25 protein-coding genes are annotated in these 26,891 nt (G+C 57.0%); 9 read left to right on the top strand and 16 right to left on the bottom strand.

The features are described from left to right. Window positions 1–64: 64 nt before the first annotated feature. Both ACR0JI_RS18665 and ACR0JI_RS18660 read left to right on the top strand, forming a co-directional pair. Window positions 65–994 carry a FecR family protein gene (locus ACR0JI_RS18665; RefSeq protein ID WP_480495944.1) on the top strand — a complete coding sequence of 310 codons (930 nt, stop codon included), beginning with the start codon at window positions 65–67 and terminating at the stop codon, window positions 992–994. A gap of 45 nt (window positions 995–1,039) precedes the next feature. Continuing rightward, window positions 1,040–3,259, top strand: coding sequence for a CHASE2 domain-containing protein (locus ACR0JI_RS18660; RefSeq protein WP_480478125.1), 2,220 nt, complete (start codon window positions 1,040–1,042; stop codon window positions 3,257–3,259). Window positions 3,260–3,342: 83 nt separating this feature from the next. On the opposite strand, the gene ACR0JI_RS18655 is transcribed toward ACR0JI_RS18660, so the two are convergent. The 6 genes from ACR0JI_RS18655 to ACR0JI_RS18630 form a co-directional block, all read right to left on the bottom strand. After that, the gene (locus ACR0JI_RS18655; protein WP_480478123.1) at window positions 3,343–4,338 is read right to left on the bottom strand and encodes an ABC transporter ATP-binding protein; all 996 of its coding nucleotides are present in this window, start codon (window positions 4,336–4,338) and stop codon (window positions 3,343–3,345) included. Next, entirely contained in the window at window positions 4,335–5,369 is a 1,035-nt protein-coding gene (locus ACR0JI_RS18650; protein WP_480478121.1) for a Gfo/Idh/MocA family protein, read from the bottom strand. The genes ACR0JI_RS18655 and ACR0JI_RS18650 overlap by 4 nt, the downstream gene beginning before the upstream one ends. After that, the gene (locus ACR0JI_RS18645; RefSeq protein ID WP_267366204.1) at window positions 5,366–6,205 is read right to left on the bottom strand and encodes a carbohydrate ABC transporter permease; all 840 of its coding nucleotides are present in this window, start codon (window positions 6,203–6,205) and stop codon (window positions 5,366–5,368) included. The genes ACR0JI_RS18650 and ACR0JI_RS18645 overlap by 4 nt, the downstream gene beginning before the upstream one ends. Window positions 6,206–6,217: 12 nt before the next feature. Further along, complete coding sequence (locus ACR0JI_RS18640; RefSeq protein WP_267366203.1) at window positions 6,218–7,132, bottom strand: carbohydrate ABC transporter permease; 915 nt, start codon at window positions 7,130–7,132, stop codon at window positions 6,218–6,220. A 65-nt stretch (window positions 7,133–7,197) separates the two neighbouring features. Further along, the gene (locus ACR0JI_RS18635; protein ID WP_267366202.1) at window positions 7,198–8,451 is read right to left on the bottom strand and encodes an ABC transporter substrate-binding protein; all 1,254 of its coding nucleotides are present in this window, start codon (window positions 8,449–8,451) and stop codon (window positions 7,198–7,200) included. A 24-nt stretch (window positions 8,452–8,475) separates the two neighbouring features. After that, window positions 8,476–9,363 (bottom strand): N-acetylmuramic acid 6-phosphate etherase, encoded by an 888-nt coding sequence (locus tag ACR0JI_RS18630; protein ID WP_480495942.1) that lies wholly within the window; start codon window positions 9,361–9,363, stop codon window positions 8,476–8,478. A 166-nt stretch (window positions 9,364–9,529) separates the two neighbouring features. On the opposite strand from ACR0JI_RS18630, the gene ACR0JI_RS18625 reads away from it, so the two are divergent. Genes ACR0JI_RS18625 through nagA form a run of 4 tightly spaced genes read left to right on the top strand, consistent with a single transcriptional unit; the run spans window position 9,530 to window position 13,348 of the window. Next, entirely contained in the window at window positions 9,530–10,408 is an 879-nt protein-coding gene (locus tag ACR0JI_RS18625) for a glucosamine kinase nucleotide-binding domain-containing protein (RefSeq protein WP_480495940.1), read from the top strand. Next, window positions 10,405–11,160 (top strand): GntR family transcriptional regulator, encoded by a 756-nt coding sequence (locus tag ACR0JI_RS18620; protein WP_209597491.1) that lies wholly within the window; start codon window positions 10,405–10,407, stop codon window positions 11,158–11,160. Before ACR0JI_RS18625 ends, ACR0JI_RS18620 begins: the two co-directional genes overlap by 4 nt. Window positions 11,161–11,189: 29 nt before the next feature. Continuing rightward, complete coding sequence (locus ACR0JI_RS18615; RefSeq protein ID WP_480495938.1) at window positions 11,190–12,218, top strand: SIS domain-containing protein; 1,029 nt, start codon at window positions 11,190–11,192, stop codon at window positions 12,216–12,218. Next, complete coding sequence (gene nagA, locus ACR0JI_RS18610) at window positions 12,215–13,348, top strand: N-acetylglucosamine-6-phosphate deacetylase (protein WP_480495936.1); 1,134 nt, start codon at window positions 12,215–12,217, stop codon at window positions 13,346–13,348. Before ACR0JI_RS18615 ends, nagA begins: the two co-directional genes overlap by 4 nt. A 92-nt stretch (window positions 13,349–13,440) precedes the next feature. Here nagA and ACR0JI_RS18605 read toward each other — a convergent pair whose 3' ends face one another. Both ACR0JI_RS18605 and ACR0JI_RS18600 read right to left on the bottom strand, forming a co-directional pair. Further along, window positions 13,441–14,328, bottom strand: coding sequence for a c-type cytochrome (locus ACR0JI_RS18605; RefSeq protein ID WP_480495934.1), 888 nt, complete (start codon window positions 14,326–14,328; stop codon window positions 13,441–13,443). A gap of 14 nt (window positions 14,329–14,342) precedes the next feature. Further along, window positions 14,343–14,810, bottom strand: a complete 468-nt coding sequence (locus ACR0JI_RS18600; RefSeq protein ID WP_480478107.1) for a c-type cytochrome — start codon at window positions 14,808–14,810, stop codon at window positions 14,343–14,345. 86 nt (window positions 14,811–14,896) lie between these two features. Between ACR0JI_RS18600 and ACR0JI_RS18595 the strand changes: the two genes are divergently transcribed. From ACR0JI_RS18595 to ACR0JI_RS18585, 3 genes are all read left to right on the top strand, one after another. Next, window positions 14,897–15,742, top strand: a complete 846-nt coding sequence (locus tag ACR0JI_RS18595; protein ID WP_480478105.1) for a LysR family transcriptional regulator — start codon at window positions 14,897–14,899, stop codon at window positions 15,740–15,742. A 300-nt stretch (window positions 15,743–16,042) separates the two neighbouring features. Continuing rightward, window positions 16,043–16,969 (top strand): MBL fold metallo-hydrolase, encoded by a 927-nt coding sequence (locus ACR0JI_RS18590; RefSeq protein ID WP_480495932.1) that lies wholly within the window; start codon window positions 16,043–16,045, stop codon window positions 16,967–16,969. Continuing rightward, window positions 16,966–17,910 carry an MBL fold metallo-hydrolase gene (locus tag ACR0JI_RS18585; protein WP_480495930.1) on the top strand — a complete coding sequence of 315 codons (945 nt, stop codon included), beginning with the start codon at window positions 16,966–16,968 and terminating at the stop codon, window positions 17,908–17,910. The genes ACR0JI_RS18590 and ACR0JI_RS18585 overlap by 4 nt, the downstream gene beginning before the upstream one ends. A gap of 1 nt (window position 17,911) precedes the next feature. Here the strand turns inward: ACR0JI_RS18585 and ACR0JI_RS18580 are convergent, their stop codons facing one another. The 8 genes from ACR0JI_RS18580 to soxB all read right to left on the bottom strand — a co-directional run bounded on the left by ACR0JI_RS18580 (window position 17,912) and on the right by soxB (window position 26,817). Further along, the gene (locus ACR0JI_RS18580; protein ID WP_480495928.1) at window positions 17,912–18,970 is read right to left on the bottom strand and encodes a YeeE/YedE family protein; all 1,059 of its coding nucleotides are present in this window, start codon (window positions 18,968–18,970) and stop codon (window positions 17,912–17,914) included. Between the two features lie 51 nt (window positions 18,971–19,021). After that, on the bottom strand, window positions 19,022–20,245 hold the full coding sequence (gene hemA / locus ACR0JI_RS18575) for a 5-aminolevulinate synthase (protein WP_480495926.1): 1,224 nt from the start codon (window positions 20,243–20,245) through the stop codon (window positions 19,022–19,024). A 1-nt stretch (window position 20,246) separates the two neighbouring features. Continuing rightward, window positions 20,247–20,681 (bottom strand): DUF302 domain-containing protein, encoded by a 435-nt coding sequence (locus ACR0JI_RS18570; RefSeq protein ID WP_480478095.1) that lies wholly within the window; start codon window positions 20,679–20,681, stop codon window positions 20,247–20,249. Between the two features lie 80 nt (window positions 20,682–20,761). Next, window positions 20,762–22,024, bottom strand: a complete 1,263-nt coding sequence (locus ACR0JI_RS18565) for an FCSD flavin-binding domain-containing protein (RefSeq protein ID WP_480478093.1) — start codon at window positions 22,022–22,024, stop codon at window positions 20,762–20,764. A gap of 24 nt (window positions 22,025–22,048) precedes the next feature. After that, the gene (locus ACR0JI_RS18560; RefSeq protein WP_480495924.1) at window positions 22,049–22,729 is read right to left on the bottom strand and encodes a c-type cytochrome; all 681 of its coding nucleotides are present in this window, start codon (window positions 22,727–22,729) and stop codon (window positions 22,049–22,051) included. Window positions 22,730–22,758: 29 nt separating this feature from the next. After that, on the bottom strand, window positions 22,759–23,799 hold the full coding sequence (locus tag ACR0JI_RS18555; RefSeq protein WP_480495922.1) for a c-type cytochrome: 1,041 nt from the start codon (window positions 23,797–23,799) through the stop codon (window positions 22,759–22,761). After that, window positions 23,783–25,054 (bottom strand): sulfite dehydrogenase, encoded by a 1,272-nt coding sequence (soxC, locus tag ACR0JI_RS18550; RefSeq protein ID WP_480495920.1) that lies wholly within the window; start codon window positions 25,052–25,054, stop codon window positions 23,783–23,785. The genes ACR0JI_RS18555 and soxC overlap by 17 nt, the downstream gene beginning before the upstream one ends. Before the next feature lie 65 nt (window positions 25,055–25,119). Beyond that, window positions 25,120–26,817: a thiosulfohydrolase SoxB gene (gene soxB, locus ACR0JI_RS18545; protein ID WP_480495918.1), complete on the bottom strand. Its 1,698-nt coding sequence runs from the start codon at window positions 26,815–26,817 to the stop codon at window positions 25,120–25,122. Between the last annotated feature and the right edge of the window lie 74 nt (window positions 26,818–26,891).

Below are 26,891 nucleotides of genomic sequence, written 5' to 3'. Positions count from 1 at the left end.
GGGCAAAAATCGAGCTTGGCGCGCTTCGCGCTTACTTAGACCCGTCGGGGGAAGGGGCTCTGGTTTGACTTGGTTAAAGATTGTGTTGGTTGTATTTGTTGTCGCGCTCATGCCGGCGCAGGCCCTTGCCAACATCGGAACAGTTATCAGCGCCAAGCAAGGCGCTCAGATCATTCGCGCCGGAAACACTCAACCTGTCATTTCAGGAATGGACGTTGAATCAGGCGATACGATATCTACAGATCACAGCGGTTTGGTACAGATCGTATTTGTGGACGAAACAAAAATTGCCGTTGGCCCCAATGCGCATATGGTGTTGGACGTGACTATGCTGCGCGGCAATCGAAAGGCCAAAAGCTTTGCCGTGCAGGCCTTGGGTGGCAGCTTTCGATTCATTTCCGGCAAAAGCCGAAAAGGTGCATATTCGATCAAGACACCGACTGCGACTATGGCCGTTCGTGGCACGACTTTCGACATGTGGATCGTATCACAAACCCAGAGTGCAATGCTTGTACTGCACGGAACGGTTCAAATGTGCAGTGCACAGGGGTCTTGCAGGTCCACAGGCCGCGTATGCAGCATGTATGCCACCAGTGGAGGCGGGACAGTCGGGCGGCCTGCTGATCAGGAGCAGTATGATCAGGCGCTGAAATCTGGTTTCCCATTTGTTCAGTCGCAGGAAGGCCTGCTGCCTCCATTGCAGGTGAGGGTTGAGGGGTGTTCTGGCGAAGGTGCACCCGTGCAGCAGGCCAGAGTCGACAGGGCCGACATTCGCAGAACTGCGCCGCAGCCGCGCGCAATCAGCGTCGCAGCACCGCCATCGCCCCCGTCACAACCAGAGCCGGAAGTAGAACCCGAACCGGAACCGGAAGAACCTGAACCAGAAGAACCTGAACCGGAACCGGAAGAACCTGAACCAGAAGAACCTGATCGGGAGGAACCAGGTCAGGAAGATCCAGAGCAGCAAGAATCAAATAGTGAGCTGCTCCGGTAGCGTTGTCGGAAAAGCTGAAATGGACTCACTTGTCCGGAGAACGACGTGAGCGACGAGAAGAGCAAAACCAGGACAGGGAAATGGGCGTTCCGCCTTGTCGGATTGTGTCTGATCCTGGTGGGCTGTTTCGTCAGGGTCATGGATCCCTATCCGGTGCGAATGACCCGTCTGATCTATTTCGACGTTCTGCAAAGGTCATCTCCGCGAGAGTTCAATCCCGACCTTCCCATACGGGTTGTAGATATTGACGAAGCCTCTCTGGCCAATTGGGGGCAATGGCCCTGGCCCCGGACTCTGGTGGCGCAAATGGTTCAGAATCTGGGTGAATACGGTGCTGCGGCTATTGCATTTGATATGTTGTTCGCTGAGCCTGACCGGTTTTCCCCCGCACGGCTTCTGAACGATCCATCGCTGGAAGGGGTCCTCACAGTTGGACGGCACGCTCAAAAGCTCGATAATGATGTCTTGCTTGGGATGGAAATCGCCTATTTGCCGGTCGTTCTTGGGACTGCCGCACGAATGTCGGCGGAAGGAAACCCCATCACTGCAAAAGCAGGTATCATTGAATTCGGTGAAAATCCCGCCGCGGGTCTAATTTCAGTTCCTCATTGGACGCCAATTGCGCCTCCGTTGGACCGGACCGCGGCAGGTATTGGTGGGGTCAACGTCTCGCCCATCGGCGGAACCGGTATCATGCGCCGCGTGCCGGTTCTTTGGCGCGGGCCGGATGGGCTGTTGCCGGGTCTGTCAATTGAAGCCCTGAGAGTTGCCTTGGGCGAGACCAATATTGTGGCCGAAGGTGCACAGGATGAAACAGGCATCATGTTGGCGGTTGAGGTCGGGGGATACCGGATACCAACAACAGAAAACGGCGAGATTTGGCTGAGATACAGGCGCGATGCGCCCGAGCTGTATATTTCGGCCAACGATATCCTCAAAGGCTCGGATGATGCGGACGTTCGGGCGGAAGTTGAGGGGCGGATCATACTGATCGGAACGTCGGCCGCCGGTTTATTCGATATGCACCAGACGGCGCTTGGCGAGAGCGTTCCCGGCGTTTCAATTCACGCCCAGGTGCTGGAACAGGTCCTGACCAACGAAATGCTAAGCCGCTCGGATGTGACTGCAGCGCAGGAAATGCTTGCCTTCGCCTTTCTCGGGCTTGTCGTGATTGCCGTCATGTCCAGTTTTGGTGCGGTTGCATCTTTCATTGCAGGCGGTGTCGCCGCTGCCGCCGTTCTGATATTGAGTTGGCTGGTCTTTCAAAACCAGTCGGTTTTGTTCGACGCCACATTTCCGCTTATCGGTGGCATGGCTAATTTCGGGCTGCTGGCAGGATATCTTTTCCTGTCTACCGAACGGGAAAAGCGCAAAATCCGAAAAGTCTTTTCTCATTACGTCGCCCCGGAGATCCTTGATGAGATGGAAGCCTCGGGACATCAGCTGCAATTGGGAGGTGAGACGCAGGATATCACAGTGATGTTTTCCGACATCCGGGGTTTTACACCTTTGTCTGAGTCCGCATCTGCCACCGAGCTGGTCTCGCTGCTGAATGCGCTTTTTTCCAGTATCGGCGACCAGATACTGGCTGAACGAGGAACCATCGACAAGTTTATCGGCGACGCTGTTATGGCGTTCTGGAACGCGCCTTTACCTGTCGCTGACCACCCGTGCCGGGCTGCATTAGCCGCGCTGAAGATGCGGCGCGCTTTGGCAGAGTTCAATGCATCCGACATCATGCGAAACCGCCCCCCTATCGCGCTGGCAACGGGGCTTGCGACCGGACAGGCCTGCGTCGGCAATATCGGCTCGCAGAAACGGTTCAACTATACGGTCATCGGTGACGTCGTGAATGTCTCAGCGCGGATCGAACAATGCTGTCGAACGGTCGGCTACGACATCGTCGTTTCAAACGGCGTCCATGAAATCACGCATAGGAATCTGGCCATGTTAGAGGCCGGGCATGTTGATCTGAAAGGCAAAGCCAACCCGGAATCCGTCTTTGTTTTGGTGGGCGATCAGGCCCTGTTGCAAACAGCGGCGTTCCAGGAACTCAGGGTTGCACATGCAGAGCTGATTTTGGCGATCACAAATCGACACCCTAACAGCCTGGTCAATACCTTGTGCCAACAGTGCGAAAATCTGGCTGAAGATATCGAGCCCGGCTTGCGTCAGTTCTACAGGGCGCTGTCCGGTCGTGCCGCTGACTTCCGGTCGAACCTGCCATCCGGGCAATTCATGTTCACACGCCACAATCTTGCATAACCAGTCATGTTTTCCAGCGATTGCCCTCTTTGGGTTACGCTCACACCAGAACAAACTGGTGCAGAACGGGTCGAAAACTGCCGTTACTGTAATCTCTGTCCGTCATTCCCGAAGTAATATGCGCGGCTGGGATCAAACCCGAATTGTACATCGTCACCCGGGGCAATCGCGTGCTGGCCAAACAACCGGACTGTGATTGGCACGTTGCTGGTTTGCAGAATGACATTTGTATCACCACCCAGCTGTTCAACATGTGAAACGGTGCCGGCAATCGGTCCGCCACTTTCCAAGCGGATGTCTTCCGGGCGCAACCCAAGTTCACGCGCATCGCCCGGGGTCAGGCTGTCTGCGGGCAGAAAATTCATGGATGGTGAACCAAGAAATCCGGCGACAAAGCGGTTTGCCGGGTTGTTGTACAGCTCCATCGGGGTGCCGACCTGTTCCACCCGTCCGTCGCGCAGCACCACAATCTTGTCGGCCAGTGTCATCGCTTCTGTCTGATCGTGCGTGACGTAGATCATCGAAGCCGAGAGTTGCCTGTGTAGATTTGCAATCTCAATCCGGGTGTTCATGCGCAAAGCGGCATCAAGATTGGACAGCGGCTCGTCGAACAGAAACAGCTTGGGTTGGCGCACGATGGCGCGACCGATGGCAACACGCTGGCGCTGCCCCCCCGACAGTTCGGATGGGTAGCGGTCAAGGTAGGGCTCCAACCCCAGCATCCGGCTCGCCTCGGCGACGCGCTCGTCGATCACGGTTTTCGGCTGGCGTTCCTGTTTCAGGGCAAGGGTCAGGTTGCCGCGTACATTCAGGTGTGGATAAAGCGCGTAGCTCTGGAACACCATGGCGATGCCGCGTTTCGAGGGCGGGGTCAGATTGACCTGCTCGCCAGCAATTCTGATCTCGCCCGATGTGGCGTCTTCAAGCCCCGCAATAACGCGCAGAAGAGTGGACTTTCCGCATCCGGAAGGGCCGACAAAAACCACAAACTCGCCGTCCTCAACCTCAAGATTGATGTCCTTCAGGACCTCTACATTGCCAAAAGATTTGTGAATGTTTTTCAGTGACAGGGCGGTCATTGGCGGGTCTCCTCAAGAGAAACGGGTTGGCCGGTGCGGATGCTTTGGTCAGCGGCCAGGCAGATTGCAAGGGATTGTACGGCGTCGGACATGTGGCGGGTCAGGTCGATATCCTCGGCGATGGCGCGCAGCATATAGGCTTGTTCAGCATCGCAGAGTTCCTGATGACCGGGCTCATCAGGCATGTCGATAGTCCGGTCGCCCTGCGGCGTGTGAACCAGAAGGCCACCAACCTTGGTATGACCATCGATGTCTGCTGACGCGCCCTTGTTTCCGTCGGTGATCGAAACAGACCCGTTGGGCGAAACGATGTCCTTCACGAAAAACGCGGTTTCGGACATCATCGGACCCCACCCAGCCTCGTACCACCCGACCGAACCGTCGTCGAACACGACCTGGAACTGGCCATAATTGTACATGTCAGGCGCGATTTCATCCGACAGGCGCAGACCCATGCCATGAACGCGAAGGGGTTTTGCGTCGGTGATCTGGCACATCACATCGACATAATGCACACCACAATCCACGATGGGTGACGTGGTCTGCATCAGGGCCTTGTGCGTCTCCCACTCAGGCCCTGAGGATTGTTGATTCAGGTTCAGACGGAACACATAGGGGCCACCCAGAGTGCGAGCCTCGGCGATCAGGCGCATCCAGGATGGGTGGTGGCGCAGGATATAGCCCACCACCAGCTTTCGGTTCAGCCGCGCCGCTGTTTCGACCACACGCCGCGCATCGGCAACATTGGTGGTGAGTGGTTTTTCGACAAACACATGGGCACCCGCCTCCATCGCGGCGCAGGCGTAATCGGCGTGACTGTCCGAGTAGGTCGCGATCACAACCAGATCGGGTTTGGTTTCGGTCAGAGCGGCTTCAAAACTTGAATACACCGAATAGCCCGTCAGATCAGGGTGATCCACGCGGCCGGATCGGTTCACCAGCCCGACAATCTGCGCGTCCGGGTGATGGTGATGTGCCAACGCATGGCTCAGCCCCATGTTCCCAAGGCCTACGATCAGGACGCGGGTCATTTCACCGCTCCTGACGTGATGCCGCGGATAAGCTGTCGCGAGAAGATCACATAGAGGATCAGCACCGGCAGGATCGCCATTGAAAGGGCTGACAGGACCGCGTTCCAGTCTGTCACAAACTGACCGATGAAGACCTGGCTCCCCAGCGTCAGTGTCTTGGTCTCTTCCGCAGGAGCCAGGATCAGCGGGAACCATAGATCGTTCCAGATCGGGATCATGTTGAACACGGCAACCGTTGCCATTGCCGGACGCACCAGCGGCAACACAAGCCGAAAGAAGATTGTGTATTCGCTTAGCCCGTCGATACGGCCCGCATTCTTGAGGTCGTCACTCACCTGTTTCATGAACTCGCTCAGGATGAACACCGCCAAGGGCAGGCCCTGCGCCGTATAGACAAGGATCAGCGCCCACAGGGTGTTCACAAGCCCGGTCGCCACCATCATTTCAAGGATGGCCACAGTGCCGATGCGGATCGGGATCATGATTCCAAGCGCCAAGTACAGACCCATAAGCATGTTGCCCTTGAACCGGTACTCACTCAGCGCATAAGCCGCCATTGCGCCAAACAGCAGGACCAAAGTCAGGGATGCAACCGTCACAATCAGAGAGTTCTGGAAATAAAGGAAGAAATCCCCCTGCTTCATCACTGTCTGATACCCGATCATCGAAAAACTGTCGGCATCAGGCAGCGCCAGCGGTTCGCGAAAGATTGCCTTGCGGGTCTTGAAGCTGTTGATCAGGATCACAAAAACCGGAAACAGAGCGATCAGCGTATAAAAGATCAGAGCACCATGCATCGCGAAGGTGTTTAGCGGGTTGGAGCGGGCCTTGTTCATGTCATCTGCTCCTTACAGCTGGTACCGGCGCATCCGGGTCTGGATGCCGAAAAGGTAGACACAGACACCCAGCAGGATGATTGCAAACATCGCACCAGCGATGGCCGAACCCATATGCGGGTCACCCAATTGCAGCTGGAAGCCAAAGAATGTGCGGTACATGAAGGTGCCAAGAATATCGGTCGAGAAGTCAGGCCCCGCCAAGGCACCCTGTGCAGCATAGATCAGATCGAAGGCGTTGAAATTACCGACAAATGTCAGGATTGAGATGATCCCGATCGAAGGCAGGATAAGCGGCAGCTTGATCTTCCAGAAGGCACTTGTGCCGGTGATGCCATCCACTTCCCCGGCTTCCAGGATTTCCTCAGGGATCGATAGCAAGGCCGCGTAAATCAGCATCATAGGGATACCGACAAACTGCCAGACCGAAATCAGCGCCAGAGTGGTCAGAGCGTATTCCTCCTTCCCCAACCACGGGGCAAAGAGGGATTTCAACCCAACCGCATCCAGCATCGAAGGCGCGATGCCCCAGATGGGCGACAGGATCAGTTTCCATGCAAATCCGACGATCACAAAGCTCAGGATTGTTGGAATGAAGATCGCCGACCGATAGAGCACCGCAAATCGCAGGCGCGGATGGCTGAGCAGCGCTGCCAGCGCGATGCCGATGGGGTTCTGTACCAGCATGTGAATCAGAAAGAACCAGAAATTGTTGCCCAGCGCATTCCAGAACTGTTCCGACCAGATCGGATCGAAAAACAGCGTTTGAAAGTTCTGCAGTCCAACAAAAACGCGGCTCTGGTCGACCTCAGAGTAAAGGGCCAGACGGAGCGTGTTGAACAGGGGAAAGATCATCACCGCTGTGTAGACAAGCACGGCTGGTGCCAGAAACACGACGATATGCCAGCGGATGCGGGGGCGGGTCATGGGAACGCTTTCGATGGAATGCTTGGCGTACCCGGGCAACTCATGCTGCCCGGGTATGGTTCAGCTTACTGATGTGGTGCGTACCACGAGGCGAGGCCCGCCTGTAGTTCTGCACCCAGCTCTTCAGGCGACTTGGCACCTTTGATCGCGGCAACGGATGCGCCCCAGGTCTCGTTCTCGAGGTTTGGTGTGCCGCGGGACAGGATTTGATAAGTCGAGCGGATGGTCGATTCACATTCTTCACGCCAACCGACGATTTCCTTGGCCAGCGGGTCCTGCAACTCGACCGGAGTGCTCGACAGCGGGAAGAAGCCGGGCAGAGCGTTGCCGAAGATTTCAGCAAACTCGGGGCTTGCGACCCAGGTCAGGAATGTTTCAGCGGCTTCAGGATTCTTTGTGGCCGCGTTCATGCCGATGCCAATATCCGTGTGGTCCGAGATATAGCAGGTGTCACCTGCGTTCTGAACCGGCGGCTTGAAAGCGCCCATTTCGAAATCGGCTTGTGCGTTGAAGCCGGAAATCTCCCATGATCCCGCAGGATAGATGGCTGCGCGGCCCAAAGTGAAGATGTTCTGGCTGTCGGGATAGGTCTGTGCTTCGTACCCATCACCCAGATACGCACCCCAACGGGCCAGCGTCGCATAAGGGGCTGTCCAGGCTTCATCGGTCAGCTTCTGTTCGCCTGCGATCAACGCCTGACGACCTTCTTCACCCTTCCAGTAGTTCGGCCCGATGTTGTTGTAGCCCATCGTGGCAGCTTCCCACTGGTCGTTGGTACCCATTGCCATTGGGATGTAAGTGCCGTCTTCCTTGATCTTGTCCAAAGCGGCAAAGAACTCGTCTTCTGTGGTCGGCACTTCGAGGCCCAACTCGGCAAAAGCGTCCTTGTTGTAGATGAAGCCGTGAATAACCGATGCCATCGGCACGCAGAAGCTGGCCGAACCGTCATCCGTCTGCCAGGCAGACTTTGCAACGTCCGAGAAGTTGTTCATCGCCTCGACCGAGGACAGATCGGTCAGGTGACCGGCCTCATAAAGCGCCAGCGAAGCATCGAAGGGGCGGCAGGTAATCAGGTCACCGGCAGACCCCGCATCAAGTTTCGAGTTCAAAACCGCGTTGTATTCTGCCGGGGCAGACGGCGTGAACTGGACTTTGATGCCAGGATGCTTTGCTTCAAAGGCCGGGATGATCTGGTCCTGCCACAGTGTCAGGTCATCGTTACGCCAGCTTTCGATAGTCAGGGTGACGTCCTCGGCATAGGCGGCAGAGGCTAACAGCGTCCCACCAAGCAAGGCCAGTTTCAGGCTATTACGTTTCATTGTACTCTCCCATTTGGTTTGCAGTTATTTATCAGGTGTCAGTGCCGCGCTCAGAACTCCGCCCGCTTCTTTCAGGCGCGCATTGGCTGCCGCCAGTGAAACGCCGCGAGCGGCGATGAGAATGGCGGATTTGGTGTCTCCTTGCGCTTCAGCCAAGGCGTTATGGGCGGTGCCTGCATCAACTCCGGCGATCCGGGCGACGATGCCGGTCGCACGCGCCCGCAGCTTTGCGTTGTCTGCTCGCAGGTTGACCATCATGCCCTCGTGAACATGACCCAACTTGATTGCCATAAGGCTGGACAGCATGTTCAGCGCGATTTTCTGGGCTGTACCGGCGCCCATTCGGGTTGAGCCTGAAATCAGTTCAGGCGGGGTGGCAAGCAGAATCGCGTGATCGCATTGCGCCAACAGCGGGCTGCCCGGGTTGTTGGCTATCCCGATCGTGCTGGCACCCGCGGCACGCGCAAGTCGCGCGGCCTCAAGTGTATAGGGGGTGGTGCCACTGGCAGAGACAGCAATGACCGTATCGTTGCACGTAAGCACGGCCAGCCCGTCGATCAGCCCATCGGTATCGTCCTCGGTTCCACCGGGCATATGCGCGGATTGCGGCAACCCTCCGGCCATCAGGATATGGACTTGGTTTTCATCAATGCCGAAAGTACCGCCCAGTTCCATTGCATCAGCCGCAGCCATCAGCCCCGAAGACCCCGCCGCCGCGTAATACAATGAACCACCTGATGCCAGACTGCGGGCCATGGCGTCGGCACCGTCGCAAATCGCACGCAGGGCGCCCTGTGGGGCACCGGCCGCTTCCTGCTGACCCCTGGACAGGGTCAGCGCCGCCTCTTCCAGCGGTCGGTTGCCCAAATCGTATGCGTCCGGGTGGAGTTGTTCTGTGATGTGTGGCAGCACGTGTTTCTCCTCGTTGCCAGAAAGCATACCTATACAATACCATTTGTCCACTAATTTTTTTTCAGCCGCTATTGGCCTTATTAATCAATGTATTTTTGATCTTTCTGCCCTTATTGGATTTACTTTGGCATTTACATTTCAGCATAGGCATTATATAGGTATCATCATGTTTAGGTCGAAAAACAATCCAATCATCGCAGCAGACGGCGGCGGAACAACCTGTCGGATCGCTTATGACGATGGGGAGCAGCGGCTGGTGGTCGAGGTTGGCCCCGCCAACGTCGCCAGCGATTATGACGGCGCGATTGTGCGGCTGAAAGACGGCCTGAAGATGCTTGCAACCAAGCTCAATGTTCAGCCTGACACCCTGAGACCGGTACCGGCGTATTTTGGACTGGCCGGTGTTACCGGCGAACAGATCGCCCAGCGAGTAGCCGCGGATTTGCCGTTGGACAGGATACTGGTCGAGGATGATCGCCACCCTGCGCTGGCGGGTGCGCATCAGGCAACCGATGGTGCAATCGCTCATTGCGGGACGGGTTCGTTTCTGGCCCTGCAATCGCAAGCCGGCCGACGCTTTGCCGGTGGCTGGGGCTCTGTGCTGGGGGATGAGGCTTCTGCTCAGTGGATTGGGCGCAGAGCGCTTTCCGTTACGCTGGATGCATGGGACGGGCTGGTCTCAATTTCCAACCTGACCGAGGACTTGCTGAACGAATTTGGCAGTACAAGCGGCATTGTCGCTTTCGCGGCTGCGGCCCAGCCTCATGAATTCGGTCAAATTGCGCGACAGGTGACAGCGGCAGCGAGGTCAGGGGACGAACGGGCGGTTTCGCTTATGCGCGAAGGCGCCGCGCATCTTTTGCGGGCACTGGAAGCAATGGGTTGGACCCCGACCATGCCATTATGCCTGACCGGGGGTATTGGCCCCCATTACGAGGCGTATCTGCCGGATCGTGCGCGTGGCGCAGCTACAGAGCCCAAAGGTGCGCCTATCGACGGGGCCATCGCCTTGGCCCGGGCTTTTCAAGTGGAGCATTCGGCATGAACGCAGCATCCTTTCTGGCTTCTGACGACTGGCTCGAAAACAGCGGCGGGCCGCGTTATGTCCGGCTACGTCAGCGACTGGAGGAAGGCATCGACGCTGGTGTCCTGCCCCCGAATTCCTCATTGCCGCCCGAGCGCGAGATCGCCGAGATTACCGGCCTGTCCAGGGTCACCGTGCGCAAGGCCATTCAGGAACTGGTGAAACAGGGCGCAATCGTGCAGCGGCAGGGTTCCGGATCTTTCGTACGGAACGCCGCGCCAAAATTGGAACAATCGCTTTCGCATCTGACCTCGTTCAGCGAGGACATGCGCCTGCGCGGCATGGAATCAACCTCCAAGTGGTTGGAACGGGGCGTTTTTCTGCCATCACCCGAGGAAACGGCGGTGCTCGGGCTGCCCGCTGACGGACAGGTGGCGCGCATTTGCCGCCTGCGAGAGGCTGGTGGACGCCCCATGGCAGTCGAACGTGCCTCGTTGCCATTGGACATTCTGCCAAATCCGCTTGCCGTGCGCGACTCACTCTATGATCTACTGGAAGAAAGCGGCTGCCGACCTGTTCGCGCCATCCAGAAGATTTCCGCCGTTAATCTTGAGGCTGAAGATGCCGCACTGCTTGGCGTCGCCGAAGGCGCGGCAGGGCTGAGCATCCAGCGGATTTCCCATCTGGAAGGCGGGCGTGTCGCCGAGTTCACAAAATCCAACTATCGCGGCGATGCCTATGACTTTGTGGCTGAGCTGCGACTCACTCCATGATCTGCGATTCCGATGGAAAGGCTGCCCCGATGACCCCGAAAACGACCCTGATGCGTCAGGAAATCGAAGAAATTCCTGTTGCTGTCGAGCGATTACTCAGCAATGGCGGAGACGCCCTGAGCACAGCAGCAGACGTCGCCCGGAACGGTGGGCTGAAGTTCATGATTTCGGCGGCGCGTGGCTCTTCAGACCACGCCTGCACCTTTCTGAAATACGCAAGTGAATTGCTTCTTGGCTTGCCGATGGCATCCGTCGGCCCATCGGTCGCGTCAGTGTATGGCGCTGACCTGCATGTGGCCGGGGCGCTTTGCCTTTCTGTTTCACAATCAGGAAAAAGCCCGGATATCGTGCAACTTACGCAAAGTGCGCGAAAGGCCGGGGCCAGCACCGTAGCAATCACAAATGACCCATCTTCCCCCCTTGCACTGGCGGCTGAGGCGGCTTTGCCGCTGCACGCAGGCCCCGAGCTTAGTGTAGCGGCGACAAAGACATTCGTGACCTCGCTGGTTGCCGGGCTTTGGCTGCTGGCGGAACTGAAAGGCGACAAAGATCTTCTGGCTGCGCTACGTGGCCTGCCCAGGCACCTTGATGCCGCCACGCGGTGTGACTGGAGCAGAGCGGCGGCGGCTGTCACCCAAAGCTCGCTGTATACGCTTGGTCGCGGACCAAGCGTGGCGATCTCGAACGAGGCCGCGCTGAAATTCAAGGAAACCTGCCAGATCCATGCCGAAAGTTATTCCTCGGCCGAGGTGCTGCATGGCCCTGTCTCGATCGTGGAAGGCGGATTTCCGGTTATTGCCTTTGCCGCCAATGATCCCGCAGAGCCGCTGTTGGCCGAGGTTGCCGACACGCTCGCAGCCAAGGGGGCACAGGTATTTGCCACCAGCCCAATGGTCACAAAGGCCGAGGTGCTGCCTCATGTCCGCACGGATCACTGGCTGACGGACCCGGTAGCCGCCATCGTGTCCTTTTATTCAATGGTCGAGCAGGTCGCTGTACAACGCGGGATCAACCCGGATGCGCCACGTCACCTGCGAAAAGTGACGGAAACGGTATGAGCGACCAGGCGACCATCTACCACGGCGGGCTTGTTTTTGACGGCACCAAACTGCACGACGGTGCCGCGCTGCGGCTGGAGGCTGGCCGCATCACTGACATAGGCGTTGACGTGAAGACAGACGCTGGCAAGCTTGTCGATCTGCAAGGTGATATACTGGCCCCCGGCTATGTTGACCTGCAAGTGAATGGCGGTGGCGGAGTGATGTTCAACGCCGCCCCGTCTGTCGAAACGCTTGCGCGCATTGCCGAGGCGCACCGGACGCTTGGGGCAACCTCGATCCTTCCCACCCTGATCACGGATACCGCAGCCAAGACCCGCGCCGCCATCGAAGCGGTCAAGGCCGCGATTTCTGCGGGTGTACCGGGGATCGCTGGCCTGCATCTGGAAGGGCCTCATCTTTCGGTGGCTCGGAAAGGTGCCCATGATGCAGCCCTGATCCGCCCCATGGATGACGAGGACCTGACGACGCTTGTCACGGCTGCGCATGCCCTGCCCGCATTGATGCTGACGGTTGCGCCTGAAAACGTATCAATTGCGCAGGTAAAAGCGCTGGTCTCGGCCGGTGCCGTTGTATCGCTGGGCCACAGTGATGCGGATTTTGATACCTGCCTGTCTTATGCCAAGGCCGGTGCGTCCTGCGTGACGCATCTGTTCAATGCCATGAGTCAGCTGGGCAATCGATCTCCGGGGCTTGTCGGGGCGGTTCTGGCCTCGGGTCGATTGAACGCCGGACTGATCGCTGACGGCATTCACGTTCACACCGAAGCCATGCGCACAGCCTGGGTCGCCAAGCGGGGCCCGAGCCGGATATTTCTGGTCAGCGATGCGATGGCACCGGCTGGCACGGACCAGCGCATGTTCGAACTGGAAGGCCGCCGCATTTCCCGCAAAGACGGCCGTTTGACACTGTCTGATGGCACTTTAGCGGGGGCTGATTTGGACTTGACCACAGCACTGCGTGTCCTGACCACGCAGGCAGAAGTGCCGTTGGAAGACGCATTGGCTGCCGCAACTCGCATACCCGCCGAAGTGACAGGATTATCCGACGCGGGGCGGTTAACCATAGGAGAGCAATGCCCGCTGATCCGCATTGCCAGAGATCTGAGCAATGTAGCCGTGCTGGTTTGACCCAGCACACCAAACGTTTTTTGCGTTGCTCAGAACCAGTGTCATAAGACCTGCGCTGACAAATGCCCGAGTTTCTGCAACCAGTAGCCAATTCACTGAACGGGAACGGATTTCAGATAAGCAGCAATGGCCAATCGGTCTTCATCGCTTAGTTTCGAGGTGTTCTCGATGACTTCGACCATTTCGCCTCCGGCGCTGTCATAATCCGGTGTGAAACCGGATTTCAGATATTCAGCGATGTCAGCCTCGGACCAGTCAAGCTGGGCGGTGGTCAGACCGGGGATGCGCCCCTTGCCATTCGGATTTGGCGCTCCGGTCAGCCAGAGATCCCGCTTCAACCCTCCCAGTCCGTTTCGCGGTGTATGGCATTCCGCGCAGTGCCCTAAAGCTTCCACCAGATACCGCCCCCGGATTTGCTGATCGGTCAAATCACCTTCAACCACCCAGCCCGAGCCTGAAAACACAAATTTCCACAACCCCAGCCCGCGCCGGATATTGAAAGGGAAACCAACGTCATGCGGGATACTTGCCGCATCAGATGCAGGCAGGGTGTTCAAAAACGCATGAAGCGCCGCGACGTCCTCGACCGTCATCTTGGCATAAGAGGTATAGGGAAAGGCCGGGTAATAATGTTGTCCCTTTGGTCCTGTTCCGTGTTTCAGGGCATTGGCCAGATCCAGCACGGACCATGATCCAATTCCGGTGTCTGGATCACTGGTGATGTTTGGAGCTACAAACGTACCGAAATCCGTTTCAAACCGGCGCCCGCCTGCTAGAACAAGCTTTCCTTCCGCGCGGGCATCCGGGTCCGAGTGGCACGAGGCGCATCCTGCTGAATAGAAGACAGACGCCCCTCTGGTCACGTCGGGGGTCAGACCGGCCAACTGTGCCGGATCAACTCTTTGCGGCCGGGTTAGCAGCAAACCGGCCAACCCGACCATAAACATGACTAGAACGGCGAAAAGTAGAATGCGCCGCACTGATCAATACTCCTTTAATTTTCTGGTGCTCTGTATGCTTTGTGACAGGCCGAACAGGCTCCGCCAAGTTGGCCCATCGCCCCTTTCAGAGCTTCAACATCCTGACCTGCCGCAGCCTGCATCGCAACAGCGGCATCGGCCAGTGCCTGCCCTTTGGCCCCGACATCTGCGAAGTTTTCCCAAATAGCGGGCAAGGCGCGGGTTGACGGGTCTGACACATTATCCGATCCGGCTGGCCACATCGCGGACTGGTCGATCTGCGACACAACGACAATATTATTTGCGGCTCGCGTAGCCGCTTCGGCATCATATTCTGCCTCTCCCTTGGCCATGGCGCCCAACGTGCCAAGGTTGAAAGCGTAAAGCTGCATAATCGAAGTCCGCGCTTTTACAGCCGGGTTTTCGCTATCCTGAGCAATTGCAGTTCCAACTACGGCCAAGGACAAAAGACCTGCCGCAAAGATCGAAGACTTCTTAATCATGGTGTGGCTCCCTGTTTAATGTGCCATATGATAGCTTGAACGATTTTTCTTGTAATTGTTTGTTATTCGGCCTCTCCTGTTCATTTATGAACAACGACAATTGGGACGATATTCGGTATGCCCTCGCCGTCAGCAAACACGGCTCGTTGAATGCGGCGGCGACAGCCCTGGGCGTTGCACATGCAACCGTCCTGCGCAGAGTTGCCGCCTTCGAACACCGATATGGCTGTGTTGTTTTTCGGAAAGACCCGTCAGGGTATTCAGTACTTCCCGAAGCCAGAACAATTCTGTCCGCCATGGAAAGCGTTGAAGACGCCGTGCTTTCGGTAGAACGCGCCGTTGTGGGCGCAAATCGTTCGCCTGCGGGTCATGTGCGTATCGCGTCCACGGACAGCCTTTGCCAGTTTGTCCTGCCACAGATACTAAACTCAATTTCCGCCCTCTATCCGAGCCTCGAACTGACGATCCTCAGCGGTAACAGTCACCATGATCTGACCAGGTTAACTGCGGATATAGTTGTCCGCCCTTCAGTTCAACTTGGTGAAGGGTTGACCGGAGAGCGCGCAGGAACGTTGTTCTTTGGGGTTTACAGTGACGGTACCCGTGACCAAAAATGGATGCGGCTTGATGGGGCTCTCAGCCGTTCACTCCCGGCCAAATGGTTGGCTGAACATGTTCGCGCCGATGACATGACAAACGGAGCAGACAGTTTTCTGGTGCTTCAGCAGATGGTTGCATCGGGTGCGGGGCGAGCTTTGTTACCTGCTTTTATTGGCGACGCTGATCCCCGGCTTCACAGGTTGAACGACATTGATCCCAGAATCGAGGTTCCACTTTGGGTCGCGACGCTAGAGGAAATCGCACACACGCCAAGATTTGCGGTCGTGCAACGGGCTCTGGTTGAACACCTGCCGCATGCGCTGGCTGGGTGACGTCACAATTGTAGTGTCCTGGTAGGTCGCTTTGCGTTGAAATCTCCTGCAAGCCGTGGCGGGTGCCCTGCACCTGCAACAGGACATCCTGCGCCGCGATGCACAGGTTTTCACCGCCGCTCCAGGTAGTCCATTCCGTATCTGCTTCGCAAAGACGTGTCAAAGGTACTTTGGGATGGGCCAGATGTGCGACACCTTGCTGCGAACATTCCAACGCAAGTGGTGGAAAGCCCCAGAGATAATGTGCCGTCCGCGTCATTCATCATTTACAAATAAAAACATTCATCTTAATGATTATGTATGAGCAGAGACCCACATTTCTCCCGGCGCACCTTCCTGTCTCAGGGCGCATGTCTGGCGCTCTGCCTGCGACCCAGCTTTGCGATTGCGGAGATGACACTTGGCCAATCGGCAAGGATTTCGACTTTGTCAGATGGGTATCTGTCGTTGCCGCCCGAAATGGTCTTTGGCGCAATGCCCGAGGCAGAGCTAACAGAACTTCTGAACCGCTATCAGGCAGATCTGACCAGTTACCAGCCCGAGTGCAACATTGTGCTCTACCGCGATGACCAGAATACCATACTGTTCGACGTTGGAGCCGGGCCCGACTTCATGCAAACCGCTGGCAAACTTCCGGAAACTCTGGACGCCGTCGGGTTGTCTCCGGATGAGGTCACGCAGGTGATCTTCACCCATGCACATCCAGATCACATCTGGGGTGTGCTGGACGACTTCGGAGATCCACTCTTTCCCAATGCCAGATTTCATCTTGGCCGCACGGAATGGGACTATTGGTGGAACCCCGCAACCGTGGAAACGATAGGGGCCGACCGCACGGCCTTCGCGGTGGGCGCAAAGCGGCGCATGGAAGCCATCGAAGGCATGGTTGCGTTTTTTGATGATGGGCAGGAAATCCTTCCCGGTATCGCAGCACGCGCTAGTTTCGGGCACACGCCCGGACATATGGCCTTCGAGATTCGCAAAGGCAGTGACGCGGTGATGGTCGTGGGCGATGCGCTCGGCAATCCGCACGTCGCGTTCGAGCGTCCGGATTGGCGCAGCGGTACGGATCAGGACCCCGACGCCGCGGCAAGTGCACGGAAATCGCTGCTGGATCAGATTTCTCATGCCCAAATGAATATTATTGGATTCCATCTGCCAAATGGCGGATTTGGCCGTGTCGAAAAGGCCGGTTCGACCTATCGATTTATTGGAGAGCCTGCATGATGCGCGCTTTGTTGATTGCCTGTACCCTGGCCACACAAACCTGGGCCAGTGAGGATATTGCTGACCAGTACCCGCAGAGCGTTCTTTACTCGAAACCTGTCGAGTTTATTCCCGGCGTCTTTTCCGCCATCGGTGCAACCGCACCCCCAACCTATGAGAATTCGGGCCACAACAACAACCTCAGCTTCATCGTGACCGGAGAGGGCGTTGTCGTCATCAACGGTGGCGCGGCTTATGCGCTTGCCGAAGCGCTTCACAAAGAGATCCAAGCGATCACGGATCAGCCCGTGAAGCTTGTCTTTAACGAAAACGGTCAGGGGCACGCCATGCTGGGGAACGCCTACTGGTCGGAACTTGGAGTGCCCATCGTCGCTCATTCAGATGCGGCGGCTGAGTTCGAAGAATATGGGCCGCAAATCCTTGAAGGGATGCAGGCATATAACAAGGACAAGGCAAAAGGAACTTTTCTGGCCGGTCCGACAGAAACGTTTGACGATGAATACATCGTCGAACTCGGCGATTTTCGCATCGAGGCCAAACATCTTGGACCTGCGCACAGCCCCGGCGACATTTCGATCTGGTTGCCCAATCAAAGCCTTGTCATCGCAGGTGACATGGCATTTCACGAACGTATGCTGCCGATCTTTCAGGACACCTACACCGCAGATTGGCTTGAGACCTGGGACAATGAGTTCGAGGCACTGGAAGCCACATATGTGATCCCGGGGCACGGTCATCCTACGAACATGGATCAGGTGCGCCGGTATACACGTGATTATCTGGTCTACCTGCGCGCAAAGATACTGGAACATATGGATGCAGGCGGGGATCTGGCCGAGGCCTATTACGTCAACCAATCCCCTTACGCCCATTTGGACACGTTCGAGGAACTGGCCACAAAAAACGCCGGTCGTGTCTACGAACAGATAGAATTCGAATAAGTCAGGACCGCCGAAGAACGAGCATTCGCATCATCATCCGATGGGTGGCGACGGCCCCGACCCACATCGAGAAGACGGCAAGCCACGCAGTTAGCGACAAGGACGATCCCCCGGACAATCCGGCACCAACGGCGCAGCCACCTGCCAACATTGCACCAAATCCCATCAAGACGGCCCCCACAAGGTAGCGCTCCATCGGAGTATCCGGGCCAAATTGTTCGATCTTCCACTCGCCGGAAAGAATGGCAGAAACAGCGGCGCCAATTGCAACGCCCGGAACCAGACCAATGCCAAAGGACAAGGCAATTTTCCGCTCAGCCACCAGCGCCATCAATGTGTCCGTTGCCGGGCCGGTGAACGTGACCGAAGACACCGGCACGACGTCGAAGGAGGCTTGTGCAATCGCAAATGTCATCAACCAGCCAAGCGCCACAGCGACACCAACTCCGGCTGCCATGACAATCTTTGTCATTGTAACCTGCTGGCGCGCTGCAAACACGACGGCCAGAACAAATGTCCCTGCGGCAAAGGCGGTGTATGCGATCGGCGAAAACCCAAGTAGTGCCGAAAGGTCGCGCGCGTTACCACCTGCGATCGTCCAAAGACCGGACAGCGCCTCGCGCGCGGGGCTGAGCACACCTGTGTAAGCCGCTTGCGCGACCAACGTCAGAACCAGCCCCGTCACCATAGCCCTCAGGTTGCCGCATGAGGCCAACACCAACAGGCGCGACGCACATCCGCGCGCCAAAATCATTCCGACGCCAAACATCAAACCGCCGATCACCGCGCCACTCAGGCTGCCTGTCGACGCAATTGACCGCGCCTCGGACAAATCCAGCCATTCAATCGAGACGAACCCCTGTACCAGCGTCAGCGCCGACGTGAACGCGACCAGCCAGACGGCCAGACGGGGGCCAAGCTCGCCCTCGGCGACTTCAACAGTGGATGCCCGCAAACAGAATTGAGATTTCTGAGCGGTGACTCCGAACAGGATGCCAACAAGCAAACCGGCGGCAGCCAATGTGCCCGAATCTCCCAGCAGATCGATGAGGCGTTCCATAGACAAAACTCTCACCTCTTTACGTGTCCGTCTTTGCCTTCCGTCAAGTTCTCACTGTGCGGCCATCGGTTTGCGCGCAAGCTGGCACTGTGTCCACAATGCACCCAACGCCTCGACCAACAGGGTTACATCTTCTGACGAATGTACAGGTGACGGCGTAATCCGAAGGCGTTCGGTGCCTTTCGGGACAGTAGGATAGTTTATCGGCTGGATATAAATCCCGTAGTCGCGCATCAAAACATCCGAGATGAAGCGGCACTTGACCGGATCACCGACCATGACCGGGATAATATGGCTTGGGTTGGGCGTGTGCGGGATGCCCAAAGCGTCCAGCCTGCTCCGAACCTCGCTTACGCGTTGCTGATGCAGGCACCTCTCCTCATTGCTTTGTTTGAGGTGCCGTACGGACGCTGCGGCACCAGCGGCGACGGCCGGGGGCAATGCGGTGGTAAAGATAAATCCGCTGGCAAAAGAACGGACAAAGTCGACAAGTTCCTTTGACGCCGCGATGTACCCACCAACCACGCCGAACGCTTTGCCCAACGTGCCTTCGATGACCGTCAGGCGATCCATCAACCCTTCGCGTTCGGCGATGCCACCACCACGCGGGCCATACAGCCCTACTGCATGAACCTCGTCCAGATAGGTCATCGCGCCGTATCGATCCGCCAGATCGCAGATTTCGGCAATCGGTGCGATATCGCCATCCATCGAGTACACACTTTCAAACGCGATCAGTTTTGGCGCGTTGAACGGCAGGTCCATGAGATGTCGTTCAAGGTCCTTCAAATCGTTATGCTTCCAGACCCGCTTTGCGCAACGACTGTGACGGATACCCTCGATCATCGACGCGTGGTTCAATTCGTCGGACAGAACCGTGATACCGGGAATTCGCGAAGCCAGAGTTCCCAAAGCAGCCCAATTTGAAACATACCCGGACGTGAATAGCAGCGCTGCTTCCTTGCCATGCAGATCCGCAAGCTCCTGCTCAAGCAGAACATGTTCATGCGTGGTCCCCGAAATATTCCGAGTCCCGCCAGCCCCTGCGCCACAGGTGTCGATCGCTCGGTGCATGGCCGCCAGAACCTTTGGATGCTGACCCATTCCCAAATAATCGTTCGAGCACCAGACTGTGACTTTCTCAGGTCCGTTTTCTGCATGGTTGTGTGCAGTTGGAAATGCTCCGCAATGACGCTCAAGCTCGGCGAAGACCCGGTAATTTCCTTCGGCCTGCAATTGCCCTAGCTGATCACGAAAAAACTGTTGGTAGTTCATGTCAGTTTCCAACGGCTTCTTCTACGATACCGGCCAACAAGGCTTCGACTTTCTCCATTGGTCCGTCAGGATAGCTTCGGTAGCCCACTTTGACACCGCCTTCGTCCTCGGCCACGAAGATCCCGTAGGGGCAATAGCCGATATTCATCGGGTCAGCCTCCATCATTTCGCGCGAGAGCCTTGCGGAACAGAAGATAAATATTTCAGCAGCTGCGAATATCTGTTTGTCGCTGCCGACATCCGCCCCCGTCCGGTTCAGCATGTCACCAACATGGCTCACATAATCGATAACCAGCCCCTGGCCAACAATTGCTGATTCAACGGCAAAGGTGGCGTCATCAAAGCTGCCGTCAAAGGGGACGGCAATGACCTCCCCTGCAAAAACCGGGTTTGCTAATGCAACCGAAAAAGCGGCTGATGCGATAAAGTGTTTCATGATGATGTTCCTCCTCCTGAACCACATTTCTTCAGATTTCACCGCCAAGGCTTTGACACCGGTCAAAGCCTTGGCGTTTCTTAACCGAACATGTCCGATGTGATACCGGCATACCAACCCAGCGACTCTTGGTAGGTTGCTTTTCTCAGGTCGGAGCCTTCGCCGGTCTGGCTGATAAAGCCGTCCACCTTGGCAATCTTTTCTGGCGTTGCTTCATAAGTCGCACCGACCTTGACCCCGTCATCCGTATCAATGAGCGACCAGCACGTGTTCGAAAACTTGGCCGGGAATATCTTTGATCCGGTCAATGCACCGCGAACGGCATTGGCGCAGACTTTCGCCTGGCTGTTGGCCGAAAAACCGGATTTCGGCATGTCGCCTTGCTGGCTGGCATCACCAAGAACATAGATGTCAGGGTCAGCTTTCGATGACATGTCCGCCGCATTCACCGGTGCCCAGTTGCCATCGGTCACACCGGCCATTTCCGAAATACGCCCGGCTTTCATGGCCGGGATCACGTTGCAGACATCGACCTGGGTTTCTTCACCATCGATGGTCACCGTCATGGCATCCGGATTGACCGAGACATTGCCGCCGCCAAAATCCTCTCCGATCCAGTCGATCATGCCTTCGTAGTGGTCGGCCCAACCTTCCTGGAACAAAGACATCTTGGAGAATTTGTCTTTCGGATCAGCAATGATGATTTTCGCTGTCGGATTGTTCGCCTTCAGCACATGCGCAACCATCGAAACCCGCTCATAAGGTCCGGGGGGGCAACGGTACGGGTTCGGCGGCGCGACCATCGCAAAGGTTCCACCCTCGGGCATCGCCAGAACCTGCGCCTTCAACAGCTCGGTTTGAGAGCCCGCCTTATACGCATGCGGCATCTTGTTCTGTGCAGTCACATCCCACCCCTCGACCGCGCCATCGACAAAGTCGATACCCGGGCTCAGGATCAGTTTGTTATATGGAATAGATCCGCCACCCGCTAACGAGACGGTTTTGGCGTCGCGGTCGACACCGACGGCCCAATCGTGAACCACGTTGATACCGTATTTTGCGGCAAGCGTGCCATAGCTGTGCGCAATGTCCGAAAGCTCCTGAAACCCGCCCAGATACAGGTTCGAGAAAAAACAAGTGTAATATGTTTTGGACGGCTCGATCAGGGTGACGTCAATCTCGCCCTTGCTGTCTTTGGCAATATAGCGCGCGGCGGTTGCGCCGCCTGCCCCGCCCCCGACCACCACGACACGGGGCTTTCCCTGCGCCAGCACCATCGGGGCCGACAGCCCGGCGGCAAGTACCCCTGCGGTTCCCAGAAATGTCCGTCTGTTGAGTGTCATCGCGTTTCCTCCCCTTGGGCATTGTCACTGTGGGTTGTTGAAGTAAGCGGCCAATGCCGCGATCTCATCGCTGCTCAGGCGGCCCGCGATCATCTGCATGACGGGATGGGGCCGCTGCTTGTCCTTGTAGGCGTGCATGGCGACAACGAAATCCTGGTCGGGCCAGTAAACGATCGAGGGAATCCCATCATCGCCTCCCTCTATCTGGTGGCATGTCGTGCATTCGCTGCTCAGATATTCGCCGTATTCCGGATCACCCTGTATCGCGAGGATTTCGGGGTTGACGGAATGGTCCGTTCTCTTTGCCGTTGGGTCGGCTTCGGGGATGTCCTGCGGGTTGTCGGAAAACACACGCAAATAGGCAATTACATTGGCCCGATCTTCCGGGTTCTCGAGCCCACGAAAGCTCATTCTGGTGCCGGATGCGAATGCGCGGGGGTTTTCAATGTAAGCCGACAATGTGTCGGCGTGCCATTCCAGCCCCGAAGTACCTGCACGGATCAGGCTTTTGGAATAGGTGAACTCCTCTAGCCCGGCAGCCCGGCGGCCAAATACACCATTCAGGTGCGGACCGATCCTGTTTTCAGCATCGGCGCCGACCTGATGACATTCTTTGCATTGGGCAAACACAAGTTTGCCGGCTACAGCATCGCCCAAGTCTTCGGTCGCGGTGGCGGCAGTTGTCAGTATACTCGCAGCAAACATGACACCTGTTGCCCACCGCCGCCACATGATCAGCTTCCGAACGACTTCAGGTAAACGATGACCGCGTCGATTTCATCCTGTTTCTTCAGCCCGGCAAAGGACATACGCGTCCCCTTCATGTAGGCTTTAGGCTTGGCCAGAAACGCGGCCATCTCTTCATCCGTCCAGATCAAGCCATCCTCGGCGGCAGCTTTCATGGCCTTGGAGTACTTAAAGCCTTCGACGGCGGCCGCATTGGCACCGGCAACGCCGTTCAATGCCGGACCCGTGCGATGCTTGGCCCCTTCGCCGACCTGATGGCATGACTTGCACTTCTTGAAAACTTTTTCGCCATTTTCGATCATTTCGGGATCAAGTGCTGCTATGTCCTCAGCAGGTTCTTCGACTTCGACGGATGTTTTTTCGTATACAGACGCCTGGTCCGGACTGTCAGCCCCGGCTTCGTCGGGCGTTACATCCAGAACGGCGGCGCGCATGGTGATTTCCACGCCTTCTTTGCAATCCGACATGCATGGCTCGTCCGTCCAGAAATGCGCCTCGGCGGTTTCGCGGTCATCCGCGATGAAACCCCCGGCATTCGGCATTTCCACTTCAAGGAAGTTTTCATGCGACAGCGTGAACTCATCATCAACAATGTCATTTGAATAAAGGATATAGGCGACAATCGCGTAAACTTCGTCAGGCTCCAGCGTTTGTGCGTCTCCAAACGGCATCGAACGGTTCACATAGTCCCATACCGTCGAAAGGTGCGGCCAGTAGGAGCCCACTGTTTTCAGCGGGTCCTTATCTGCAAGCGTGCCCTCGCCGCCCGCCAGTTTCGGCCAATTGCCCACACCTTCTGCAAAATCGCCATGACAAATCGCGCACCGTTCGGTAAAGACCTCTTCACCGGTGAACACGTCGCCGGACCCTTCGGGCAATCCGGTTCCGTCAGGCGCAACGTCGTGGTCCCATGCTGCGATTTCTTCGGGCAACGCAGGGCGCCCAAGTCCAAGCTTGTTTGCATGGGCTGGAACCGCCACGCACAACCCAAGGGCCGAGGCGGCCAATAGCTTACGATACTTCGACATTTTCCGCCTCTCCGTTTTCCTTGATCCACCAGGTCTGGATACAATTGTTGTGGTAGATCGAGTTCTCACCACGCACGTCGCGCAGCTGAGCTTTGCTGGGTTGGACGTAACCGGTCGAATCCTTGGCGCGGGCCTGCAACAGCATCTCTGTACCGTCCCAGTTATGGTCCAAGTAAAACCGGGTCAGCGCCTTGTCTGTTCCGGGGGCCGCCAGACGGGCCGGAACCCAGTTTTTGCCACCATCCACCGACACATCGACGCCGGTAATTGAGCCCCGCCCGGACCAGGCCAACCCGGTGATCACCAACGGCCCCGGCCCATGCGTGATCGGCGCTTGCGGGCTGGGCGAGGTGACGACCGATTTGGCGTCCATTACCCATGTCCATTTGCGTGATGTTCCGTCTTCGAGTGTATCCGTATACTTGGATGTCTCTTCGCGACTTTCGATAGCAATCTCGGTGACCTCGACCCGGCGCAGCCACTTAACCCACATGTTGCCTTCCCAGCCGGGAACGACCAGCCTGACCGGATAGCCGTGTTCTTTGCGCAAAGCCTCTCCATTGGCTTTGAACGCAACAAGTACGTCGTCCATTGCCTTTTCCAGTGGGATTGAGCGGCCGTTCGAGGAAGCATCCGCGCCTTCGACGTAAACCCATTTGCCTTCGGTCTTTACCCCCGCTTCTTCCAGCAGGGTGCGCAGCGGCACACCGGAGTATTCCATGTTGTGGATCATTCCGTGCGTGAACTGCGCGCCGTTGAGCTGCGCACCGGCCCATTCCATACCGGTATTGGCAGCGCATTCGCAGAAATAGATACGGTTTTCACGCGGGAAACGTTCCAGATCTTCATATGTGAAGATCAGCGGAGTTTCGACCAGACCGTTGATCATCAGACGGTAGTCCGCCTTGCTCAGCTCGATCGCACCCGAATGGTGCCGCTCGAACGCGCATCCCTGCGGGGTGATCGTACCGTCCAGCGCGTGGATCGGCGTGAAATTGATCGAACTGATCGTGTCTGCGGTCAACCACTCGACATTGCGCCGTACAACATCACTCTCGAATTGGATTGGCAGGCCGTAGGGGGTTGCATCCACGCCTTCGCCCGTTGACTGTGCCCATTCCTGAACCTGCGTGATCAGCGGGTCAGGGCCTGCGGCGCGCGCCGCTGAGGCTCCGACCGCACCTACGCCAACCGCGGCGGCACCGCTTAGAAACTGGCGACGCGATGGGGCTTTTCCCCTTGGGTTCTCGCTCATCTTGTTTGCCTCCGTCATTCGATCAGCAAATCTTGTATTCAATGTTTGAAGTTCGGTTCGCGCTGTCAGGCTCCGATCACCTCGACCGATGTATTCGGTTCGACAGTTACGGTACCCTGGCTGCGAATGTGGTTTTCGACGACATCCCAGATGGGCGGGCCTTCGGTGCCTTCGTTGACGCTGGCCCAACCGGCCACAACATAGGATTTCGCCGGATCAATCGCCTCACCAGTCTTGAGCAGGGTCATGTCGCTGATCCGCTGCCCTTGCGGTTTGGTCACATCGATACGGTATCCAAGTCCGCCGACACGAACCATGTCGCCACCCTGCTGGTAATAGGGATCGGGGTTAAACAGGTTGTCGCCAACATCCTCGAGGATCACGTGAATGAATTCACCCGTCATTTCCGTGCGATACGCATTCGGATAAGACATCGAGGTGATGTTCCAGATATCCTCACGCGTGATCTCGTGACCGGGCAGAATCGACGGACCCCAGCGCACACCCGGCGACATGGCAATATCCGCCTCGCGCTCGCTGATCAGTGCGTCACAGATCAGATCGTCCCACGTGCCATTGAAGTTTCCGCGGCGATACAGCAGCGAGTCCGTCTTGCCAATCACTTCGCTTAGCGCCGCATCATATGGTGCACGCTGTTCGTTGATCAGGGCCGTGATTGCCGGATCAGGCGCGATGACGTCTGAAAAGATCGGGATCAGCTTGTGCTTCAACCCCATCATCTGGCCATCCCGCACGTCCAGATCAACGCGGCTGACGAACTTGCCGTTCGAGCCGGACGCGATGATATGCGTCTTTTCGACCAGAACCGGTTCAGGCAATGCGTCATGGGTGTGACCGCTCAGGATTACGTCAATCCCCTGAACACGGCTCGCCATCTTCTTATCCACGTCAAAGCCGTTATGGCTGAGGACAACGACCACATCGGAACCGACGTCGCGCACCTCGTCCACCATGGCCTGCATGTTCTCATCCCGGATCCCGAACGAGTATTCCGGGAACATCCAACTGGGGTTGGCAATTGGCATATACGGGAAAGCCTGTCCGATAACGGCAACTTTGGCCCCGCCGCGCTCGAAGAACTTGTAGGGCCTGAATAGTTCCGCAGGTTCATCCCATTCCGCGTCAAAGATATTCTGACCTAGCGCCGCAAAGGGCAAACCTTCGACGATCTCGTTGACCCGCTCGCTGCCCAACGTGAACTCCCAATGGAATGTCATCGCATCGGGCTTGAGTGCATTCATCACGTTGACCATGTCCTGACCCGCCGTCTGATAGCAGGTATACGAGCCATGCCAGGTGTCGCCCCCATCCAGCAACAGCGCATCTGGCCGGTCGGCACGGATGGCGTTGATAACAGTCGAGACCCGGTCAAGCCCTCCGACGCGGCCATACGTTTTTGCCAATGCAGCAAAGTCATTGTAGGTAAGCGCATAGGCGGACGGGCTGCCATCTTCGATTCCGTAAGCCTTGCGAAACGCGGCCCCCGTCACATGCGGCATTTGCCCGCGCGCGTCTCCGATGCCCAAATTGACCTCGGGCTCGCGGAAGTAGATCGGTTTAAGCTGCGCGTGGATATCGGTGATGTGAATCAGGCTGATATTTCCGAAGGTCTCAAATTCCAGCAACTGGTCCTGGCTCAGGCTTTGCTGGGCCGCCAGCCTTGCCCAGTTCCCTAAACCGGATGCCCCATATAGCGCTGAGGCCGCCATGGAGACCTGTAGAAAATCACGTCGCGATATCATCTGTCGGCTTTCCTGTTTCACATATAAATGTGTGAATGTAGTAGAAATGAAAAACCCGCGCCCGACAATCCCGG

The organism is Ruegeria sp. N10 (assembly GCF_056531545.1).
This window is presented reverse-complemented; position numbering and strand designations above follow the sequence as displayed.